Genomic DNA, 20614 nt, shown 5'->3' with positions numbered 1-20614 from the left:
GGGTGGATCTAGCGCGTTGCGCGGCGGCGGTATCGTTCGGGCGCAGGCCGTCGCCGTCGCGAGGGGGACTGGTGCGCGTGTTGCTCGAGTGTTGCTCGCCCGCGCCGGCGGCACGGTGACCGCGCCCGCCGAGGCCGCCCTCGTCGGGCGGGCCGTCGCCGCGGTCGGCCGCCTCGGCCACCGCGACCCCGCGGTCATCGTCCTGCACGCTCAGGTCTCGCGCGCCCAGCCGGACCCGTCGGCCGGGCGGCCGCGCCACGACGAGCGCGAGCCCGGCTGGTGGCAGCGGCAGCTGGAGGCGTGGCGACGCCGCGATCCGGCCGCCGTGGAGGCCCTGCGCGAGTTCCTGGAGCGAGCGGAGGCCCGGGAACGGCAGGGCAACGCCCTCAGGGCTCGGGTCGAGCCATCGCCACCGCCGGCCCCGGTTCCCCGGCAAAGTGCACCGGCGCCCGCGACCGGGCCGATCATCAACCAGCGCGCGCACGGCGACCACATCAACATGACCGGGACCGGGGACGTCTTCTCCTACTACATCCGGGAGTTCAACGTCACCTCCTCCGGCGAGCTGTGGAACGGCTCGTCGCTCGCCCCCATCGGCGCCCTGCCCGAGGTGCGCGGCCGCGACGAGCTGCTGCGGGAGCTGCTCGTCGAGGTGCGCGCGCCGAGCGGGCACCCGTGGGTGCTGCACGGCCTCGGCGGCGCCGGCAAGAGCACGGTGGCGATGGAGCTGGCCCGGCAGGCGCAGGCCGAGGGCATCGACGTGTACTGGGTCGAGGCCCTCGACATCGACCGTGGCATGGCCGACGTCGCCCGCCGCCTCGGCGTCGACCCGACCGCACTGCTGCTGGGCCGGGCCACCGGCCTCAGCCTGCCCGAGGCGATCTGGGGCCGGCTCGCCGCGGCCGAGCGGCCGTGGCTGCTCGTGTTCGACAACGCCGACGACCCCAACGACCCCAAGGGCCTCGGCTCGCCCGCGTCGGGCACCGGCTGGTTCCGCGCCAGCGAGCGCGGCATGGTCCTCGCCACCACCCGGCGCGCCGACCCGGCGGCCTGGGGCCCGGCCAGCGTGCTGCGGCCGGTGCCGATCCTGCCGGCGCAGGACGGCGGGCGGATCCTGCTCGACCACGCGCCCGAGGGCGGCTCCGAGGAGCAGGCGCGCGCCCTCGCCGACCGCCTCGGCGGGCTACCCCTTGCCCTGCTGCTCGCCGGGCGGTACCTCAACGACCCGCGCCGGCGCTTCCGCGACTTCGACGCCTACCGCGAGGCCCTCGACACCCAGCTCAGCGACCTTATCGACCACGCCGCCGACCTCGGCCGGCCAGAGGACGAGCGTATCGCCCGGCGGCGGGTCACCGAGACGTGGTACCTGTCGACCCGGCTGCTGGAGCACTCCGGCTTCCCCGAGGCCCGCCGGGTCCTGGAGGTGCTCGCCGCCTTCGGCGCGCCGCACCCGATCCCGCAGGCGCTGGTCGACCTGACCCGCTTCGACCGGGTGCTCGATCCGCCAGGCCAGCCCCTGACGCAGGCCCGCATCGACCGGCTCATAGGCGAGCTGAGCCTGAGCGGCCTGGTGACCCCGATCGAGCGCGTCCCGGCCGAGCTGCCCGAGGACGGCCAGGCGGGCCAGGCGCCGCCGGCGATCGCGGTGCACATGCTGGTGGCGCAGGTGATCGCGGAGCAGACCCCGCCCGGGCGGGCCGAGCCGGCCTGGGGCGTGGCCGTCGACGCCGTCGACGACTACACCAACGGCGACCCCGAGGACCCGGCCGAGTGGCCGCAGTGGCGGCCCGTGCCGCCCATCCACGACGCGCTGCTCGCGCGGTGGAACGCCGGCGGGTACGCGGTCGACGAGCGGCTGAGCACCCTCATGGGCGTCGGCGCCGCCACGGCCCGGTTCCTCGGCGAGTCCGGCAACGGCCAGGCGGCGATCGCGCTGCTCGGCCGGGCCGACGAGCTGCTCGAGGAGCGCGGCGAGCAGACCGACGACCTGCAGGCCGGGCTGCGGATCGCGTGGGCGCTCATCGTGCTCGACGGCGGCGCCACCGCGGACGAGGTGCGCGCCTGCCGCGAGCTGCTCGACGGCGTGACCGAGGTGCTCGGCGACACGGACCTCACCCTGCAGCTGCGGGTCAAGGTCGCCCAGGCGTCCGCGCTCAACGGCATGGACGCCGAGGCCGAGGCCGACTGGCGGACGCTGGTGCGCCTGGCCGAGATGTCCCCGTCGGCCGAGGCCGAGGTCGGGCTCACCGCCCGGCTCGGGCTCGCCACGGCGCTGACCGTCGGCGACGACCCGCAGCGCGGCATCGACGCCCTTGAAGCACTGCTCACGGAGCAGATCGACCGCAAGGGCGCGGATTCCGGCGCCGTGCGGGCGGTGCGGTACACCCTCGGCCTGCTCCTGTGCGACACCGGCCAGGGCGAACGGGGCCTGGAGCTGCTGCACGCCGTCCTCGACGACGAGCGGCGGCTGCTCGGCCCCGACCACCCGGACGCGCTGACGACCGAGGTCGCCATCGAGACCGCCAGCGCCCGGCTGCACGGCGCCGACGCCGACCGGCTGCGCCCGCTGCTCAACCGCATCGAACGCACCCTCGGCAGCGAGCACCAGCACACCAACCTGGTCCGGCTGCAGCTCGTCGGCGCCCTCAACGAACGCGGCGACATGGCCGCCGCCGCGGCAGAGCTGCCGGCGCTGCAGCGCTCGCTCAGCGGCGTGCTGCCCGGCAACCCCCTCGGGGTGCTCGGCGCCATGGCGTCGCTGAGCTCGCCCGACGGGCCCTTCACCGAGCACGCCGAGCGCCTCGGCGCCGCGATCGACCGGGCCGGCTGGGAGGCCAACCCCGACCACCCGATGCGCGCCATGCTCGACATCGTGATGGCCGGGTTCGGCGCCGTCGAGGAGGCCGAGGCCGTCGAGCGGCGCCTGCGCGAGCTGCTGGAGAAGGAGCGTCGCCTCGTCGGGCCGCGCGCGCCGCTGGTGATGCAGGCGTGGTCGGCCCTCATCTCGCTGCTGTCCGCCCGCCGCGACCCGTCCGCCCGCGACGAGTGCCGGCGCTTCCTCGACACGTTCGGCGCCGACCACGGCCTCGAGCACCCGGTGCTGCGCGCGATCCGGTACCAGTACGCCCTCGTTCTGGCCCAGAACGGGCGCGCGGCGCAGGCGGTCGGGCACGCCCTGGCGGTGTTCGCGTGGGAGGCCGAGCACCTCGGCCCGGCCGCCAACGACACGCTCGTCACCCGCCGCGCGCTCGTGCAGCAGTTCGTCGACGCCCGCGACTACCCGGCGGCGCTGGGGCACAACCGCCAGCTCATCGCCGCGCTGCGCGACAGCGGCCGGGACGACCCCGCCGACGTGCTCAAACTGCGCGCGCACGCCACGGAGCTGCGCCGCTTCACCGGCGAGCGCGACGCCACCGGCACCGGCGCCGACCTGCGGGCCCTGGCCGGCGAGGCGGCCGCCGCGCTCGGCGCCGGGCACGAGGTCACGCTCGACATCCGCTCCCAGGCCGCGCACCTGCGCGAGATCGCCGGCGAGCCGGGCGCCGAGGCCGAGCTGCACGGGGTCCTGCTCGACCAGGTCGCAGCCCTCGGCCCGGAGTCGGCGGAGGCGGACACGACCCGGCTGCGGCTGGCCCGGATGCGGCTGCGCGCCGGCGACCACGACGGCGCCGCGCAGGTCGCCGGCGAGCTGTTCGCCGGCCTCGCCGCCCGGCACGGCGTCGACTCGGCCGAGGCCGCCGACAGCGGCACGATCCGCATGCTGGCCCTGCACGGCGCCGCGCGGCTCGGCGAGCTGACCCGGGCCTACCGCGACGGCGACGGCGAGCTGACCGCCGCCGGGATCCGGGCCCTGAGCACCCACGTGACCTGGCTGTACCGCCTCGACCGGCTCACCGCTGCCCGCGCCGCCGGCGAGGTCGCCGAGGCCGAGGCGGCCGCCGCCGTCGCCACGGCCGGTCCCGGCGGGCCGCCGGACCTGCCGGGCGTGCTGGGCGCGCTGCGCTGGCAGCTGGCGATTGTGCTGCAGCGCCTCGGCGACCTCGTGGGCGCCGAGCGCTTCTGCCGCGGCTTCCTGACCGCCGGGAACGGCGCCGCGCCGGCGTGGGCCCGCCACGCCCTCGGCGCGGTGCTCGTGGACCAGGGCCGCGGCGACGAGGCCCGCGCCGCGCTGGAGGCGCTCGAGCGCGACCTCATGGCCTCGGCCGACCCGGCCGACGCCGGCATGCTGCCCGCGACCCGCGACCTCATGGCCCACGCCGCACAGGCCGCCGGCAACTTCGCCGGTGCCCGCGCGGCGTACTCGGCCATGCTCGCGGCGAGCCTGGAGCGGCCCGGCGCGGGCGACGAGGACGCGACGCCCGGCGACTACGGCCCGGCCGGCCTGCGCTTCCGGCTGGGGCAGGTGCACCGCACCGCCTTCGACCTCGACCCGGCCCGCCGCGAGCTCGAGACGGTCCTCGCCGAGCAGCTGCGCCAGTTCGGGCCCCGCCACCCGGCGAGCCTCGGCACCCGGGCCGCCCTGGCCGAGCTGCTGCTGGCCGAGCTGCGCGACCCCGAGGCGGCCGCGGAGCTCGCCGGCATCCTCGCCGACTGGAGCATCAACGGCACCGTCTTCGGCTTCGGGCTGTGGCACGCGCTGGTCCTGCGGGCCGCCGCCGAGGCCCGGGCCGGCGACCTCGACGCCGCCCGGCGCACGCTCGACGAGGTGCGCGCGGCGGCGCTGCCGGAGATCGGCGACATGCACCCGCTGATGCTGCAGCTGGATCGGCAGCGGGCCTACGTGACCGCCATGGCCGGCTCGCCCCGCGATGCCGAGGCGTTGCTGCTGGAGGTCGTCGGGCGGGCCCGCGCGACGGGCGGCGGTTCGAGCGCAGGCGCCGTCGAGACCGCCATGCACCTGGCCGCGGTGCGCCTGGACGGCGGCGATGCCGCGCCGGCCCGGCGCGAGGCCGAGGAGGCCCGCGAGTGGCTGCGCATCCGGTTCGGCGCCGGGCACCCGCTCACGCTCTTCGCCGCGGTCACCGCCGCCGCGGCGGCCCGCCGGCTCGGCGACCTCGACGCCGCCGAGCGGGAGCTGCGCGACGTCCTCATGCACCTGTCGGGCGGCCGTCCGACCCGCACGGACCTCGGCGCGGCCGCCCGGCTGAACCTCGCCCTGGTGCGCCGCGCCCGCGGCGTCCCCGGCGCGCAGGCCGAGGTCGACGCCGCGCTGGCCGAGAAGCGGGCGCGCTGGGGCACCGATCACCCGGAGACGCGGCTCGCCGAGCGTCAGGCCGCCTTGAACCCGGACGAGTCACGTGTTGCCGAAGCGAATGAACCGAACGGAGCGAGCATGTTCGAAGGGGTCGACATCGCCGGGGTGGCCACCTCCGCCGCCACCTCCGCGATCACGGCGATGGCGCTGGACACCTGGGGCTGGGCCAAGCAGCAGCTGGCCCGGCTGCTCGGCGGCGGCGACCCCGAGGCGGAGCGCCGCACCGAGGACGCCCTCGAGCGGTCCCGCGCCCGGATCCTCGACGCCGCGCCGGGCCGGGAGCTCGACCTCGAAAGCGGCAAGCTCGCCGGCAACTTCGAGGCGCGCCTGGAGGACCGGCCGGCGCTCGTGGCGGCGCTGCGCGAGCTCGTCGCCGACCTCGACCGGCGCAACGCCGCCGGGACGGCGGTCACCGTCGTCAACCAGCACGTCGTGAACTCCGGTGACGGCGTCCTGAACAACACCGGCACCGGGAACATCACCTCGACCGTGACCAACTGGGCCGATCGGCCGCCGCGGGGGTAGCCGGGCCGGGAACGGCGGCGGCGCGCGGCGACTCGTCGACGGCGCCGTCGGGCCGGCCCTGCGGGAAGTGGCGCACGCCGACGCCGACCCGGATCAGGCGGTGCTCGGTCGGCGTGTTGGGCACGGCCCCCGTCGTGCCGCTGCGCTCCGGGTCCGGCAGGTCGCCGCCGGCCCGGCGGTTCACCGTGACGTGCAGCGCGCCCCCGGGCGCCGGGCGGACCACCAGGGTGCCCGGGACGCCGACGAGGTCCGCCAGCCGGCGGCGGCGCCGCCAGCCCCACAGCCGCGTGTACCGCCCGGCACCCTCCTCGCCGACGAGCTTCACGTACAGGACGCCGCGCATCGGGGGGTACCGCCGCAGCAGCAGCCAGGCGATGACCGCGAGCGCGACGAGGACGGGCAGCACCACCATCGCCCAGCGCAGCGGGTCGGCGGCCTGCGCGTAGCGGCCGTGCACCGCCGCCGGGGTGCTCCGGATCGCGCCGAGGGCGAAGTCGGCGTACCCCAGGCGCTGGCGCACCACCTCCGTCCACGGCGACGACACGGTGCCGGTGACGCGCAGCTCGCCGGGGACGTCCACGGTGCCGGCGGTGAAGCCGCGGGTGTGCCGCTGCGGCCAGGCCAGCCGGCCCGTGACGGTGACGGGCTGTCCGGGGCGCAGGTGCGTCTCGGCGGGCAGGCCGGTGACGGTGGCCGGCAGGCCGGAGACCTCGACGGCGAGGTTCGTGACGGCGACGTCGGTGACGTGCCGGGCGGTGCTGCGCAGCGTCACGGTGACCGGCACCTCGCCCGCGGCGGCGAGGTCGAGCGGCGCGTCGCCGGCGGTGGCGGTCGCCTCGACGACGGCGCCGGCGTCCTCGCGCAGCAGCGCGGTCGCCTTCGCCGCGCGGGTCGAGCTCTTGGCCTGGTCGAGCACCGCGGACAGGGCGTTCGTGCCGGGGGACTGCATCTCGACCCGCTCGGGCGGGAACACCGCGTGCAGCACCTTCTCCACGCCGACGGCGGGCTTGCCCTGGTCCGCCTGCGCGGTGCCGCAGCGGGTGTGGTTCTGCCGTCCGGCGTGCAGGTCAAGGCCGTAGCCGGTGACCGTCATCGACTTCTCCAGGGCCGAGACGCGATCGCGCAGGGCGGCCCAGCCGGGTTGGTCGAGGTCGCAGTACCGCTTGTCGTCGGGCGCGTCGAGGTCGCCGTCGGAGAGCAGCACGATGCCGCCGACCTTCAGGTCGTCGGCGTGCTCGAGCTGCTCGACGGCCTTCTCCAGGGCCACGCCGAAGTCGGTGTTGTCGCCGTCGGCGGCCGGCAGCGAGATGCTCTGCGGCGGCTTGCCGAGCGGCACGAGGACGCTGGCGCTCGTGTCGAAGGTGACGACGGCGATGCGGTCCTGCGGGGCGAGGGCGCGCACGAAGCGGGGCAGGGCCGAGCGCACCTGCGCGTAGGCGTCGCCGGACTCCATGGAGCTGGAGGTGTCCACGACGACGACATAGGCGGCGCCGACGGACGAGTCGACGCCCAGCGCACGGTACATCTCGTCGACGGTCGGCGCCGGGTCGGCGAACGCCGCCGTCCCGGGCAGCGCGGCCGCCGCCGCGGCGAGGCAGGCGGCGCCGAGGCCGCGCACCAGCTTGCGTAACGGGATCATGCCGCCCCCTCGCCGAGCCGCCGTACCTGGTGGTCGCCTTCGCGTTGCGCGTCGAGCGCGTCGAGCATGGTCTTCAGCGCCGCATCGACGCGGCCGAGCTTCTCCGCGACGTCGTCGAGCAGCTCCTCGGCGATGCGCCGCGCGTCCTCCAGGCCCGGTTCGGCCTCACCGGACGGCGCGGTGTCGAGCGCGCCGAGCAGGTCGCGGTCGGCCTTGGCGTAGGCGCGCAGCGCGGCCGCTCGGTCGGCGACGGCCTGGCGCAGCGCCGCGCGGCGCTCGTCGGCCTCGCGGATCGCGTGCTCGACCCGGTTGTGCTCCTCCTGCTCGCGCTCCACGGCGGCGATCGCGGCCTTCCACTCGCCCATGGCGAGGGCCGTGCCGTCGGCGACGGAGCGCGCCTGCGCCAGCAGCAACCGGGCCCGCTCGCCCAGCAGCCGGGCCGGTTCGGGCTCGAACTCGGCGATCGCGTGCGCGGCCGCGGCGAGGAGCGTCTCCTCGTCGACGACGCCCTGCCGGTAGCCGCCGACCCGCTGCTCCAGCGCCGCCCGCTGCGCCTTGAGCTGCGGCAGGTGCTCGGCGAGGCGCTCGAGGCGCTGGAACTCCGCCAGCCGGCCCCGCTCGCGTTCCTCCTCGGCCTGCAGCTCGAGCAGCGCCGAGTGCCGGGCCTGGAACTGCACGTAGGCGTCGCGCAGCCCGGCGATGCTGCCCTCGGCGTCGGCGATCTGCGCGGCGACCAGCATGGTGCGCTGGGTGAGCGCGGCGCCGCCGCCGGCCCGGTGCAGGACCGGCTCCAGCGCCGTCACGAACGGCCGCCCGTCGGCCTGGAGCCGGTCGCTGAGCAGCGCGACGAGGTGCAGGGCCTCGTCACGGGAGGCATTGGCGTTGTCCGCGAGGAGCCGGGCCGCGCCGGACAGGGCCGCCCCGAGCGCATTGAGCTGCGGCGGCACGTCCTCGGCGCCCGGCGGCGCGGTGCTCGTCGTCATGGGCTGCCCTCCTCGGCAACGGGGTCGGTGAGCAGGTAGGCCCGGACGGTGCCGGCGGCCTCGTCGCGCATCGTGACGACGCCGCGCCCGCTGGGGTCGACGTGGGCGCCGATCCGGTACGTGCCGGCCGGCGGCTGCCCGGCGGGGACGGTGGCGACCGCCCGCCCGGCGCCCTCGCCCAGGTCCCGCACGAGCAGGGGCAGCGGCCCGCCGTCGTCGCCGAACACGGTGACGATCGCGGTGCCGGCCGTGTCGCGCGCGGCCTCGGCCGTCCACGGCCGCCCGGCCGGCAGCAGCTCGACCACCTCGTCGGCGAGCAGCCCGCCGGCGACGCGGTGCGCGTGGACGGCGACGGCATGCGGATAGCGGGGGACCGGGTCGACGACGCCGGCCGCGGCGAGCGCCGCACCGGTCGCCGCGAGCGCCCACCGGCCGGCGCCGTCGACCCGCACCACCGGCTCGACGGCGGCGCGCACGGCGGCCACGAACTGCGGCACCCCGGCGAACCCGCCGAGCACGACGGCCCGGTCGCCGGGCGCGAGCGGCACGTGGTCCGGCTGGCGCGCGGCGAGCTCGGCCAGGGCGGCGCCGATGCGCCCGGCCGTCGGCTCGGCCCAGGCCAGCATGGCGCCGGCGGCCAGCGGCCCGTCGGCGAGCTCGGCGACCGGGGTGTCCGACCACAGCTCCGGGTCGGCGGCGGCGCGCGTCAGCACGTCCTGCAGCACGCGGTCGCTCGGCGCCGTCCGCTCGAACGCCGCGGCCGCGCCCTCGCCCGCCCCGGCCGTCCCGAGCAGGTCGGCCAGCATCCCCGGCCCCGCCGGCTCGACGAGGGCCTCGTCGACGACGAGGATCCGTCCGCCGTCGCGGGAGCACAGGGTGAAGGCGAAGCGGCCGGCGCCGAGGTCGCAGACGAGCACCCGGCGCGCGTCGGTGGCGTCCGGGTCGGTGTGCAGCAGCGCAGCGGTCACGGCGGCCGCCGGGTGCAGCGGCGCGTCGTAGGCCGGTGCGCCGCCGGGCAGCAGCCCGCGCGCCAGCGCACCGCCGTCCGGCGCGGACGGCGCGAGCAGGGCGGGGCGCCGGCCGGCCGGGCCGGCGGCGTGGGGGAGCAGGGCCAGGAAGTCCCGGGCGACGACGGCGGCGGTGCGCCCGTCCCACTCCGCCCGCCGCACGTCGGCCCGCCCGGCCGCCAGGTGCTCCACGAACCCGGCGCAGCGCAGCCGGCCAGGGCCGGGCGGGGCGGGAGCGGCCGCGATGCCGGGCGCGGCGCGGCGGGCCGCCTCGGGCGCGGGCAGCGCGGGCCGCCCGGCCGGGTCGTAGTCGACGGCGGTGGGGACCACGGCGGCCTGGACCTGCCCGTCCTCGCCGGCCCGGACGACCTTCGTGTAGGCGGCGCCGAGGTCGACGCCGACCCCGCTCACGCCGACCCCGCTCACGCCGATCCCTTCTCGTCGAGTATGCGCAGCTCGTGGTCATCGAGCTCGATCGCCGTCCGCAGCGCGACCACCTGGGCCTCGAGCTGCCGCAGTTCGAGCTCGTGCCCGCGACGGCGCTCGGCCACCTGCTCGGCCCGGTGCCGGCGGTATCGCTGGCCGGCCTTGTCCCACACCCCGTTGGTGATGTGCCGCAGCATCGTGCGCAGCTCGTCCCGCACGTCCACCTCGGCCCGGCCGGACCGGCTCAGGTGCGCCCGGTAGTAGCCGAGAAACGCGTCGATGTCGGCGTGGTCGAGCTTGGCCACCGGCGCGACGGCCTGCAGCACGTTGTAGGCCGGGACGCTTGCGACGGCCTCGACGCACCGCTGGGCCAGCGCGTCCAGGTCAGCAGGGCTTGCGTGCTTGCCCTTGACGAGCGTGAACGCGTCCTGTGTGAGGCGACGCAGCATCAGCCCGCGCGGATCGGCCCGGTACGCGGCGAGCAGCCGGTTCCACAGCTCTGGGCTGAGCTGGCTCATGCCGGGGTGATGCTTGACGGGATCGATCAGCAGCCGGGCGAGGCGGTCGAGCTCGGGGCCGGCCGCGTACCCCTCGAGCCGCCGCACGAACTCGTCGGGGAGCCGCTCCGGCCAGTTCCCCAGCAGCGCGCCGACCACCGCGGTCAGCAGTGCGTCGGGTCCGGGCCCGGCCGGATCGAGGCGCGCGCGGATGATCTCGAAACCCTCGAGGTACGGCGCCACGTCCTGATCGCCGGTCGGCTCCGCCGGAGCCGGCGCGTCGACCACGGCCAGGTCCAGCAGCACCCGGGCCGCGTCGGCCCGGCCGCGGTTCCAGGGCTTGGCGGCGGCTCCGAGCGGCCGGCGCAGCTCGTCGCGCAGCAGCGCCCACAGCGCGGCGCCCGGCTGGTGCTGGCCGATCGCCGCGGACACGACGTAACCGATGCCGTCGGACAGCGCCACCTCCGGCCCGGTGACCCGGGCGATCGCCCAGAGCAGCCCGGCGTTGTTCAGCTCGAGCGGGCCGGGATCGGTGCCGTGCACCCAGGCCTGCAGCCACGGCAGCTTCAGCTTGCCCTTGGCCAGCTGGGTGTGAATGCGTCCGAGCCGGCCCGGCCGCGGCCCGGTGTCGAGGCGGAGTTCCTCCAACAGGAAGGCGCGCAGCACCGGCTCGTGCTCCTCCAGCACGGACCGTAGCCGGCCCAGGTTCCGGGCGTCGGCGATCTTGTGTAGCCAGGCGAGCACGCCACCGAACTGCCCCGGCAGGTTGGCGGACGCGAGCACCTCGCCGGCGACGCGCTCGCCGGTCGCGCCGCTGAGCCGGTCGGCGACCTGCCACAGGAGGTAGGCGGGCATCGTGTTGCCGGAGCGCACCAGCGCGACGACCTGCTGCGCGTAGCGGCCGCCGAAGTCATCGGCGGCGTCCGGGCGGTGGACGAGGAGCTTGCCCCACCACAACCCGGCCACCTCCGGGCGTTCGGCAGGGTCGGACAGCCCGGCGTCGACGGTGTCGCGGAGGTCGGCCGGCCAGCGCGGCAGGGGGTAGCGTTCCACCGCCGCGGTGGTCCGGTCGAGGTCGTCGGCGGCGTCGACGGCGGCCTCGAGGCCGCGTAGCTCCTCGAGCGCGCCGACCAGCACGCCGGCCTCGTCGACCAGTGCCCAGTCCGGCGGCGTGGTCAGCGCGGCGAGGTCGGCGGCGACGGCGTCGGTGCCGCGGCGGAGCATGAGGGCGGCGAGCAGGTCGCTGTAGTCGCGGCCGGTCGACTCGCCGCGGTCGATCTTGATGTTGAGCGGGATCTGGGTCGGCTGCGGGCCGGCGCCCTCGCCGAACACCAGGCGCAGCGCGTGCTGGCTGCTGGTGCTCCAGGTGCCGGCGGACAGGTAGGCCCGCGCCCACGCCGGCAGCAGCGCGGCAACCGTGTCGAGCATCGCGAGGCGGACCTTCAGGCTCGCCGCGTCCGGAACGGACACGATCGCCACCGGGCCGTCGACGACGGCGCCGGCGACCTGCAGGAACCACTCGAAGAGCTTCGGCTGGCGCTTCTCGGTGCGCGAGAGCGGCTCCGGGGTGGCCTGCAGCGACAGGGAGGCGCGCTCGCCGGGCGACGGCGCGGCGGTGGGCGCGTCGAGGGCCTCCCGCATCGCGGTGAACGGGCGGTCGGTGGCGAGCCAGGTCTTCAGCGGGATGTCGGTGTAGCGCACCGCGGCGGTGCCGCGGCCGTAGCCGTCGGTGGCGCCGATGTCCTCGACGATGGCGACGGCAAAGCGGGCCCGGTCGTCGTCGGGCGCGCCGGCGCCGGAGTCGACGGGGACGAAATGCAGCCACGGCCGGGCGCCCGGGCCGCCGCCGACCGACCACGAGCCGCCCAGCGGCAGCGCCCGGATCGCCGCCTCGATGCCGGCCGGGGCGGTGCCGCCCGGCTCGCTGTGCTCGAGGATGCCGTGCTCGTCCACGGAGCCGGGGCGCTTGCCCCACCTCGCCCAGCGGGCCGCCGTCGTGGCGCTCATCGGGCCACCGCGGCGCCGTGGACGCGACCGTGCGCGGCGATCTGCGTGATGAGGGTCTGCAGCGGCTCGAAGACGTTGATCGGCTGTGCCGACTCCTGCACCCAGAACAGCTTCTCGCGGGGCACGCGGTTGGGGAACGTGCGCATGCCCAGCGGGTCGGCCTCGCCGGTGCTGTCCGGTCCGTAGCTGAACCCGAGCGCGGAGGTGGCGAAGTAGCTCGTGCGGGCCGGGTCGAAGGCGCCCTGGATGTCGTTCCAGATCTCGGGCGCGTTGCCGTACCGCTGATCCGTGCACAACCGCCGGAAGAACTCCTTCGCCAGCTCGTTGGGCACCCACGGCGAGCCGTTGGCGTCGCTGTCGATGAGGCCGAGCCGGTTCGCCGCCGCGAACACCCGCCGATCGTCGAGCTTGGTGACGCAGACGGCCAGGAAGTGCGGCAGCCGCACGCCGGCGTGCCCGGCCTCGGCCACCCGGGCCTGCAGCAGCTGCAGTGTGCTGGTGAACGACCCGGCCGCCCGCGGGCGCCCGTTGCCGCCGGCGCCGCCGGCCGGGTCGGGGTCGGGCAGCTCGCCGGTCGGGTCGAACAGGTAGATCAGCCCGTCGGCGGCGGCGAGGTACTGCAGCGTCGCCTCGGGGCTTGCGTCGTTGGACTCCCGGTAGTCGCCGCCGGGCGCGTCGCGCAGCCGCAGCGTCACCTGGACGTCGTCGCCGCTGCTCAACGGCCCGCGGACCGTCCACGACAGGTTGCTGGCGGTCTCGGTGGCCAGCGGGAGCGGTGTCTCGCCGCGCAGCCCGGCGGCGGCGTTGTTGCTGTAGGAGCGCGAGTCCTTGTCCAGCCCGTGCATCGACCACCTGCCGACGTGCTCGGTGAACCCGATGGCGCGGCGCAGGGCGCCGATGAAGACGCTCTTGCCGCTGCCGACGCCGCCCCACAGCGCGATGCTGATCGGATCGCGCCCGTCGGCCGCGTCCGGCTCCGCCCAGCGGGAGTCGTCGGCGGCCTCGGCGGGGGCCGCCGCGGTCGCCGAGGCGATGTCGTCGAAGAGGCCTGCTTCGTGGTCCGGTTCGCTCATCGGTCGCCTCCGGGTTGTTCGGTGCCCTCGTGCGAGCCGACGAGGGCGAGCGGCAGCGGACGGCCGGGCGCGGCGTCGGCGAGGCCGGCGGCGGCGAGCAGCTCGGCGGCCGAGGAGGCGTCCGGGTCGGTGAGATGGTCGCCGTCGCCGAGCAGCGACCAGGCGTGCTCGGCCCACCGCCGCAGCGCCGCCGGTGCGTCGGCGAGGTCCTCGCGCCACTGCCGCCGCTCGACGGCTGCGGCGAAGCGGATGCCCGCGGCCCGGGCGCCGGCGACCTCGTCGGCCCACACGAACTGGTCGGTGCAGCCGTAGAGGTCGGCATTGCGGTCGTGGGTGTGCGGGTGGGGCGGACGCCGGCCGAACACGAGCGCGACCTTCCTGGGTGCCGACCAGTCCAGGGTGGACAGTCGCGCCACGGCGTCCTCGACGGGCGCGGCGGCGCCGTAGCGCTCGCCGGCCGCGCCCCACAGGCCCGTGCTGAGCGCGGCGACGGCGGCGGCCGGCGCGCCGAGGGGCTGGACCGGGAACGGGCCGTCGACGCGGTGGATGCGGCCGTAGTCGTGGTCGCCGTAGCCGACGACGGCGACGCGCACGCCCGGCGCGACGTCGTCGCGGGCGGCGAGCAGGTCCAGCACGGCGCCGACCCGGGCGACGCGGTCGGCGTGTGCCCGCGCGGTCCCGCCGAGCTCGACCAGGCAGGCGACGTCGATGCGCTGCGGCAAGGGCACGCGGGGCGGTACCGCCGCGGCCAGCTGCGCCCAGGTGCGCTCCTCGTCGTCGGCGCCGGCCGGCGCCTCGAAGCCGACCGCGCCGCTCGGGTCGAGCCGGACCCGCACCTGGCTCGACGCGCCGGGCGTGACCGCGATCCGGCCGATGCGCAGCACCGTCCACTCCGGACGGCCGGGCTCGCCGACGCAGACGGGCAGCGCGAGCTGCTTGGCCGCCGAGCGGTGCGCCGCGACGTTCACCGTGACGGTACGCGCGCCGTCGTCGTCGGCCGGCATGTCGCGGTGGAACAGCGTCCGCGCGGCCGGGCGCACGACCCCCGAGTCGCGGTCCACGGTCACGCCGCGAAGGCCGATGTCGTACCGCAAGGGCGCGCGCCGCACCGCATCGGCCACGATCTCGGGCAGCGGCCGCCGGTCCGCGACCGCGACGAGCGAGGCGACGGTCCCGCCGGCGCGCCGGGCCGCGGCCACGGCGGCGTCCACCGCCGGCAGGCCGGCGGTCCGCGCGACCACGACCAGGCCGTGCCCGTCGGGCCGCCACGGCGGCGCGGCGAGGGTGGCGGCGAGGTCCGCGGCCGCCTCGACGAGCCGGTCGGGCTCGCCGCCCAGGGTGCCGGTGCCGCCCGCGAGCAGGAACCGGCACTCGTCGGCGTCGGCCGGCAGCGCGACGAGCAGCCGGTGCCAGGGCTGGCGGCGCTCGGGCCCGGCGAGCCGCGGCAGCCCGGCCGGCCCCACGTCGACCGTGACGGCGGCGGCGCCCTCGGCGTCCAGCTGCACGAACACCAGGCCCGCCAGCCGGGAGTCGGCGAGATCCCGCAGCGCGTCCGGCATCCCCTCGGCCGAGTCCGGGCGTGCCTGCCCGGCGCCGGGCACCGCGTCGATCTGCGGCCAGGGGCTCGCCTGCGGTGCGCCCGGCCCGCTGCGCAGCAGGCGCTCGAGGCGCCTGGCCACGACCGGGTCGAAGCGGCCCTCGGCGGAGGCGGCGAGCGCCGCGGCGCGCCGGTCGGCGGTGCGCTGCGCGGCGGCGAGGCGGCGCTCGAAGGCGGCCCGGCGCTCGGGCGTGACCGGGCCCAGGACGAGGCCGCTGAGCAGCTGCCAGTCGCACACCGCGCAGGCCGGGGCCGTCGGCGGCGCCGGCCACGAGCACACCGGGCAGCGCGGGGCGCTCATGCCAGGTACTTCCGGTAGAGCTCCGGGATGTCCTCGGCCGTGAAGGGCGCGTCGATGTCGCCGCGGACCCGCACCGCGCGCTGCAGGACCATCGCGTCGAGCAGGTTGCGCATCTCGCCCGCGTTGCCGAACGTCGGCCCGGCGTCGCGGTGGAGGCCCTCCACGATGCGGCGCAGCTGCGGCAGCAGGCCCGCGCCCCACTCGGTCTCCTCGCTGGCGCGCATGAGCTCGAGGATCAGCATGAGCTCGTCGGGGCTGTAGTTGACGAATGTGATCCGGTTGCTCTCCGGCAGCCGGCGGGGCAGGCCGTCGTTGCGCTTGAGGAAGTCCTCCATCGGCTTCGGGTAGCCGGCCAGGATGACGGCGAACCGGCCGAGGTTCTCCTCCATGCGCTGCACGAGCCGGTCGACGACCGCCTGGCCGAAGCGGTCGTTGGCGCCGCTGAACAGCTGGTAGGCCTCGTCGATGAACAGCACGCCGCCCATGGCCCGCTCGACGGCGACGTCGGTGTTGTGCGTCGCGTCGCCGACGTGGGTGCCGAGCAGCTCGCGCGGCTCGTGCACGTGGCCCTTGTCCAGCACGCCGGCCTCGCGGTAGAGCTCGCCGACCAGCCCGGCGACGGTGGTCTTGCCGGTGCCGGGGTTGCCCAGGAAGAGCATGTGCAGGTTGACCGGCCGCACGTCCTGGCCGCGCTCGCGCCGCAGGCGCTGCTGTTCGGCGAGCGCCACGACGCGGCGGACCTTCTCCTTGACCTCGGCGAGGCCGATGAGCTCGCGGAGGCGGTCCTCGGCGCGCCGGCCGCCGGCCAGCACCTCGACGCGCTGCTCGTCGCGCAGCTGGGCGACGCCGAGCGGCACCCGGCCGGCCATGTCCCGCAGCAGATCCCACCAGTAGGAAATGCTGCTGCGCCGCTCGGCGGCCATGGTGCGCACCACGGCGGGCTGTTCGCACCAGTCGGCCAGGCGCAGGCCGTGCCGCACCCGCACGACCTGCACGAGTCGCTCGAGCTCCGCGTCGTCGGGCTGGCCGATGCGGCGCATCCGGCCACGCTCGCCGAGGTCGGCCTGCGCGCGCAGGAACGCGATCAGCGGCCGGTGGCCGTCGGGGCCGCCGGCCAGGTCGATGATCTCGGCGCCGGTGTCGGTGCCGAAGGCCAGCACGCACAGGTTGCCCTGCGCCCGGCCGGAGGTCCAGTCGGCGAAGGCGTCGGCGAACTCGCGCTGGGCCTTGAAGTGCCGCAGGAAGTTCTCCGCCTTGGTGATGACCAGCGCGGTGCGGTGCGACCGGTCGCGCATGAGCTGGGCGAGCAGCTTCGCCGCCATCGCGTCGGACATGGGCCGCGGCGAGCGCGGCCGGGACGGGCGCCGGCCCGAGCGGCCGTTCGGGCCGAACAGCAGGTCGGCGGCCGGCCCGTCGGCGGGGGCCTCGGCGTCGGGGTCGTCCTCCTCGGTGAGCCGCCGCGACTCCTCGTCGAGGAAGTGGACCTGCTGGTTGGTGTCGCTGAACACGATCCGCTCGAAGCCGGCGCGGTGCAGCTCGGCCCAGACCGCCTCCTCGAACGGGCGGACCAGGTAGTCCACGCCGACGAAGTGGTCGGAGACGCCCGGGCCGTGCACGACGGCGACCGAGCCGGGGTCGCGCAACGGCAGCGCCGCGGCGAGCCGCGGCGTGACCGGTCCGGACGGGTGCGTGGGTGTGCTCATCCGGCGTCCCTGTCCCGGTCGGTACCGGGCTTGCGCAGCCGGTCGAAGTCGAGCACGCGGCGGTCGGGCTCCTCGGCGGTGAACTGCCCGGCGTGGACGTCGTTGCCCTCGGCCCGCAGCTCGTCGACGATCTCGCGCATCCGCTCGTCGCGGGTCTCGGAGCTGGTGGTGTCGACGTCGAAGGAGTGGATCGTCATGTGGATGCCGGGCGCGGCCAGGGGCGAGGGGGCCGGGGTCGGCGCGACCTCGACCACGATGGTGCTGCCGTCGGGGTGGCGCAGCTTGACGAACAGGGCGTTGCGCTGGTCGTCGCCTTCGTAGGTCATCTCGCGCGGCCGGCCGTAGCCGTTGCGCTGCAGGGTCCCGACGATGTTGCGGGCGAGGTCGGCGCGGGCCTGGGTGGCCAGGTGGGCCACGTTGGCGGCCCGGACCGCGTCGGTGATCGCGGCCTCGATCGCGTCGGCCTCGGCGGTGACGGCGCGCAGCCGCTCCACGGATGTGCCGAGGTTCTCGACCTCGGCCAGGCGGGCCTCGATGCGCTTCTCGGCGGCGGTGACGGCGCCGTCGGTGAGCGCGTTGACGTCGATGGTGACGTCCGGCAGCTCCCGGTCGTCGTCGGTGATGCCGGGGCGGGTCCGGTTGCGCTCGGCGAGGGCGCGCACGGTCAGCAGCCGCTCGCGCGCGTCGGCTTGGACCTGGCGCCACTGGTGCTCCAGCAGCTCGACCCGGCCGCGGATCTCGGTGAGGCGGTGGAAGCCGCCCTGTGCGAGGCCGAGCGCGGGGCCGGCGAAGCCGCTCGCGAGGTTAGTGCGGGCGGTCTGCAGCTCGGCATCGACCGCCGACACCTCGCCGGGCGCGAACCGCTCGTGCGGCAGGTGCGTGCGGATCGCGCCGTGGAGGGCGTCGGCGTCGGCGAGCCACGCCTGCGCAGCCTCTTGCTCGCGCTGGGCGGTGTCCTTGATCGCGTCGACCTCGCTCTGCAGGGCGGCGACCTGGCGGGCCCGGATCTCGCGCTCCTGGGTGATGGCCGCCTCGAGGTAGGCCTTGTCGGCGTTCATCTGGGCCTGCTGCGCGGCGAGGCGCGCGGTGGTGTCGCGCTCGAACGCCGCGGCCCGCTCGCTCAGCCCGGCCAGGGACCGCGCGAAGTCCTGCTGGCGCTGGTTGACGGTGCGCATCTCCTGGTCGAGCATCGAGCGGCACTGCTGCTGCACGCCCTCGAAGAGCCGGGGCAGATCGGCAACCAGGCTGCTGTGCCCCGCCGCGATGCGGTTCAGGTACTCGTAGCGGTCCTCGCTGATGGTCCGGGTCTTTCGGCCGCTCATCGCTGATGCCCCTCCGTGACGGTCGGGCCGCCGACGGGGACGATGGCGCGTTCGACCGCGGCCACCAGCCCCTGCGGAGGCACCCCGACGATGAAAAGGTCCGGCCCGGCCAGCCGCACGTAGGCGGTGCGGGCGCGGTGCTCGAAGTCGTAGCCGGTGCCGGCCAGCCGGCCGGTGAGGTGGTGCACGCGCTGGTTGTCGCTGCCGCGCAGCCCGCGCCCGTCGTCGCGCGCGGCGACGTAGAGCCCGTCGATGAGCACGTCGGCCTGCGCCAGCAGGCGTGCCGCGCCGGGCGGGGCGGACGGCCCGCGCAGCCGTTCCAGGCGGTAGCCGGTGAAGCAGACGAGGGTCAGGTCGCGTCGCTGCCGGCACTGCTCGGCGAGGTCGGCGAGGCCGTCGGCCTGGGCCATCGGCTCGCCGCCGGAGAACGTGAGCCCGCTTACCGTCTCGTCGGCCAGGATCTCCTCGGCCAGTTCGCCGGGCGGCACCAGGCGCGCGGCCCGGTCCGGGATCCATTCCGGCGATACGCAGCCGGCGCACGTGAAGGGGCATCCCTGCACCCAGACGACGGCCCTGCGACCGGGTCCCAGCACGTCCTGCGCGGTCGCGTGCTGGGCGATGTTGAGACGGTGAAGGTGTTGTTCTGCCGGGGTTTCGCCTTCGGGGGGTACGGCCAGGTTCATCGTGCATGCCCTCCGCGCAGCATGCTACGCACGGGGGTCAACGACACGCACTCGCGCCGATGACGCGGCGTTTCCGGTGCGATCCCGCGCCTACCTCGCCGAATCCCCCCGCGGCGCACTGCTTCGGGGCCGAACAACCCTCCGGTCAGGCGCGCGGGAATGGCGGTTCCGGGCCGCGAAAGAGCCCGATCGGACGAGCCTTTCCGGTAACCCGGAGGCGCCGCTTGATAGGCAAGTGGTTACTTGCGTATGCTCGGTGGCGTGGCGGACGGTGACGTGTTCCGGGCGATCGCCGACCCGACCCGGCGCACGATCCTCGACGAGCTGACCGAGCGCGACGGGCAGACCCTGTTCGAGCTGTGCGGCCGGCTGACCATGAAGCACGCGATCACCTCGTCTCGGCAGGCGATCTCCCAGCACCTCGAGGTCCTCGAGGCGGCGGGGCTGGTCCGGACCCGGCGCGAGGGGCGGTACAAGTTCCACTACATCGACGCCGGCCCGCTCGAGGCGCTCGTCGAGCGATGGCGGCCGAAGGAGACGAGATGAAGATCAACCTTGCCAGCGTGTTCGTCGACGACCAGGCCAAGGCGCTGCGGTTCTACACCGAGGTGCTCGGCTTCGCCAAGAAGACCGACATCCCGCTCGGCGACGGGGTCAGCTGGCTCACCGTCGTGTCGCCCGAGCAGCCCGACGGCGTCGAGCTGGTCCTCGAGCCGGCCGGGCACCCGGCGGTGAAGCCGTTCCGCGACGCGCTCGTGGGCGACGGCATCCCGTGGACGTCGTTCGCGGTCGACGACGTGCAGCAGGAGTACGAGCGGCTCGTCGCCGCCGGGGTCGTGTTCACCCAGCCGCCGACCGACATGGGCCCGGTCACCACCGCCGTCTTCGACGACACGTGCGGCAACCTCATCCAGATCGCCGCCCAGTAACGGCACGTGCCGGACGGACGGGACAACGTGGCCGGGCGGCACTGCCGGGCGAGGGGTCACCGGCCATAGCGTCCGCAGGCATGTGGTTGCAACGATTCGGCGCCGCCAGCGGCGTCATCCTCGGCCTGTCCATCGGCGTGCCCGGCGCCATCGAGGCGTTCACCGGCGAGACCGCCGCGACCAGCCTCGTCCTGGGCCTCGGCGTCGCGTTCGCCGCGCCCGCCGTCAACGCGCTCTACCTGCACCACCGCGAGCGGGCGGGGCGCTTCGCCGCGCTTGCCTACGCGGTGAACCTGCTCGGCCTGGGCCTGTTCACCGGGGTCGCGTTCGCGCTCAACGTGGTGCTGTTCTACCTCGACGACGACGGCGCCGTCGCCGCGCTCAAGGCCGGGCCGACCGGGCCGGCGCTGCTCGGCTGCGCGGGCGTCTTCGTCGCGGGCACGCTGCTGTTCAGCGCCTCCATGCTGCGGGCGGGGGTGTTCCCGAAGGTGCCCGCCGCCGGCTACGGCGTGGCGCTGACGCTCCTGGCCGCGCTCGCCCCGCTGCAGGACACCCCGTGGACCAGCCTCATCCACGTCGCCGCCGCGGCGTCGATCGTGTGGCTCTCGTTGGCCACGACTTCGCGACCGGCAGAGATCCCCGCGCTGGCACGGGCAGTAGCCTGACGG

13 protein-coding genes are annotated in these 20614 nt (G+C 76.2%); 4 read left to right on the top strand and 9 right to left on the bottom strand.

Annotation, left to right across the window (positions count from 1 at the left end; translation table 11 throughout):
• Positions 1 to 88: 88 nt before the first annotated feature.
• On the top strand, positions 89 to 5779 hold the full coding sequence (locus ABD901_RS39805; protein WP_345135489.1) for a hypothetical protein: 5691 nt from the start codon (positions 89 to 91) through the stop codon (positions 5777 to 5779).
• Here the strand turns inward: ABD901_RS39805 and ABD901_RS39800 are convergent.
• The 9 genes from ABD901_RS39800 to ABD901_RS39760 are packed head-to-tail and all read right to left on the bottom strand — an operon-like array spanning position 5733 to position 18927.
• Positions 5733 to 7418 (bottom strand): vWA domain-containing protein, encoded by a 1686-nt coding sequence (locus ABD901_RS39800; RefSeq protein WP_345135487.1) that lies wholly within the window; start codon positions 7416 to 7418, stop codon positions 5733 to 5735. The two genes, ABD901_RS39805 and ABD901_RS39800, sit on opposite strands and share 47 nt — an antisense overlap.
• Positions 7415 to 8401: a coiled-coil domain-containing protein gene (locus ABD901_RS39795; RefSeq protein ID WP_345135483.1), complete on the bottom strand. Its 987-nt coding sequence runs from the start codon at positions 8399 to 8401 to the stop codon at positions 7415 to 7417. Before ABD901_RS39795 ends, ABD901_RS39800 begins: the two co-directional genes overlap by 4 nt.
• Complete coding sequence (locus ABD901_RS39790) at positions 8398 to 9834, bottom strand: hypothetical protein (protein ID WP_345135481.1); 1437 nt, start codon at positions 9832 to 9834, stop codon at positions 8398 to 8400. The genes ABD901_RS39795 and ABD901_RS39790 overlap by 4 nt, the downstream gene beginning before the upstream one ends.
• Positions 9831 to 12338: a hypothetical protein gene (locus ABD901_RS39785; protein WP_345135478.1), complete on the bottom strand. Its 2508-nt coding sequence runs from the start codon at positions 12336 to 12338 to the stop codon at positions 9831 to 9833. Before ABD901_RS39785 ends, ABD901_RS39790 begins: the two co-directional genes overlap by 4 nt.
• Positions 12335 to 13411, bottom strand: a complete 1077-nt coding sequence (locus tag ABD901_RS39780) for a hypothetical protein (RefSeq protein WP_345135476.1) — start codon at positions 13409 to 13411, stop codon at positions 12335 to 12337. The genes ABD901_RS39785 and ABD901_RS39780 overlap by 4 nt, the downstream gene beginning before the upstream one ends.
• Positions 13408 to 15309, bottom strand: a complete 1902-nt coding sequence (locus ABD901_RS39775) for a hypothetical protein (protein WP_345135474.1) — start codon at positions 15307 to 15309, stop codon at positions 13408 to 13410. The genes ABD901_RS39780 and ABD901_RS39775 overlap by 4 nt, the downstream gene beginning before the upstream one ends.
• Positions 15306 to 17012: an AAA family ATPase gene (locus ABD901_RS39770; protein WP_345135471.1), complete on the bottom strand. Its 1707-nt coding sequence runs from the start codon at positions 17010 to 17012 to the stop codon at positions 15306 to 15308. The genes ABD901_RS39775 and ABD901_RS39770 overlap by 4 nt, the downstream gene beginning before the upstream one ends.
• A complete protein-coding gene (locus ABD901_RS39765; protein WP_345135469.1) occupies positions 17009 to 18334 on the bottom strand; it encodes a coiled-coil domain-containing protein in 1326 nt (441 codons plus the stop codon). The genes ABD901_RS39770 and ABD901_RS39765 overlap by 4 nt, the downstream gene beginning before the upstream one ends.
• Positions 18331 to 18927, bottom strand: a complete 597-nt coding sequence (locus ABD901_RS39760; protein WP_345135467.1) for a 4Fe-4S single cluster domain-containing protein — start codon at positions 18925 to 18927, stop codon at positions 18331 to 18333. The genes ABD901_RS39765 and ABD901_RS39760 overlap by 4 nt, the downstream gene beginning before the upstream one ends.
• A gap of 339 nt (positions 18928 to 19266) precedes the next feature.
• Between ABD901_RS39760 and ABD901_RS39755 the strand changes: the two genes are divergently transcribed.
• The 3 genes from ABD901_RS39755 (at position 19267) to ABD901_RS39745 (ending at position 20611) form a co-directional block, all read left to right on the top strand.
• Complete coding sequence (locus ABD901_RS39755) at positions 19267 to 19563, top strand: ArsR/SmtB family transcription factor (protein WP_345135537.1); 297 nt, start codon at positions 19267 to 19269, stop codon at positions 19561 to 19563.
• Positions 19560 to 19946, top strand: coding sequence for a VOC family protein (locus tag ABD901_RS39750; protein WP_345135465.1), 387 nt, complete (start codon positions 19560 to 19562; stop codon positions 19944 to 19946). Before ABD901_RS39755 ends, ABD901_RS39750 begins: the two co-directional genes overlap by 4 nt.
• Positions 19947 to 20026: 80 nt before the next feature.
• On the top strand, positions 20027 to 20611 hold the full coding sequence (locus ABD901_RS39745) for a hypothetical protein (RefSeq protein WP_345135463.1): 585 nt from the start codon (positions 20027 to 20029) through the stop codon (positions 20609 to 20611).
• The last annotated feature ends 3 nt before the right edge of the window (positions 20612 to 20614 follow it).

The sequence above is a fragment of the Dactylosporangium darangshiense genome, from assembly GCF_039537565.1.
GTDB lineage: Bacteria > Actinomycetota > Actinomycetes > Mycobacteriales > Micromonosporaceae > Dactylosporangium > Dactylosporangium darangshiense.
Note: the sequence above shows the minus strand (reverse complement) of the source record. Positions and strands in the feature narration are given on the sequence as shown.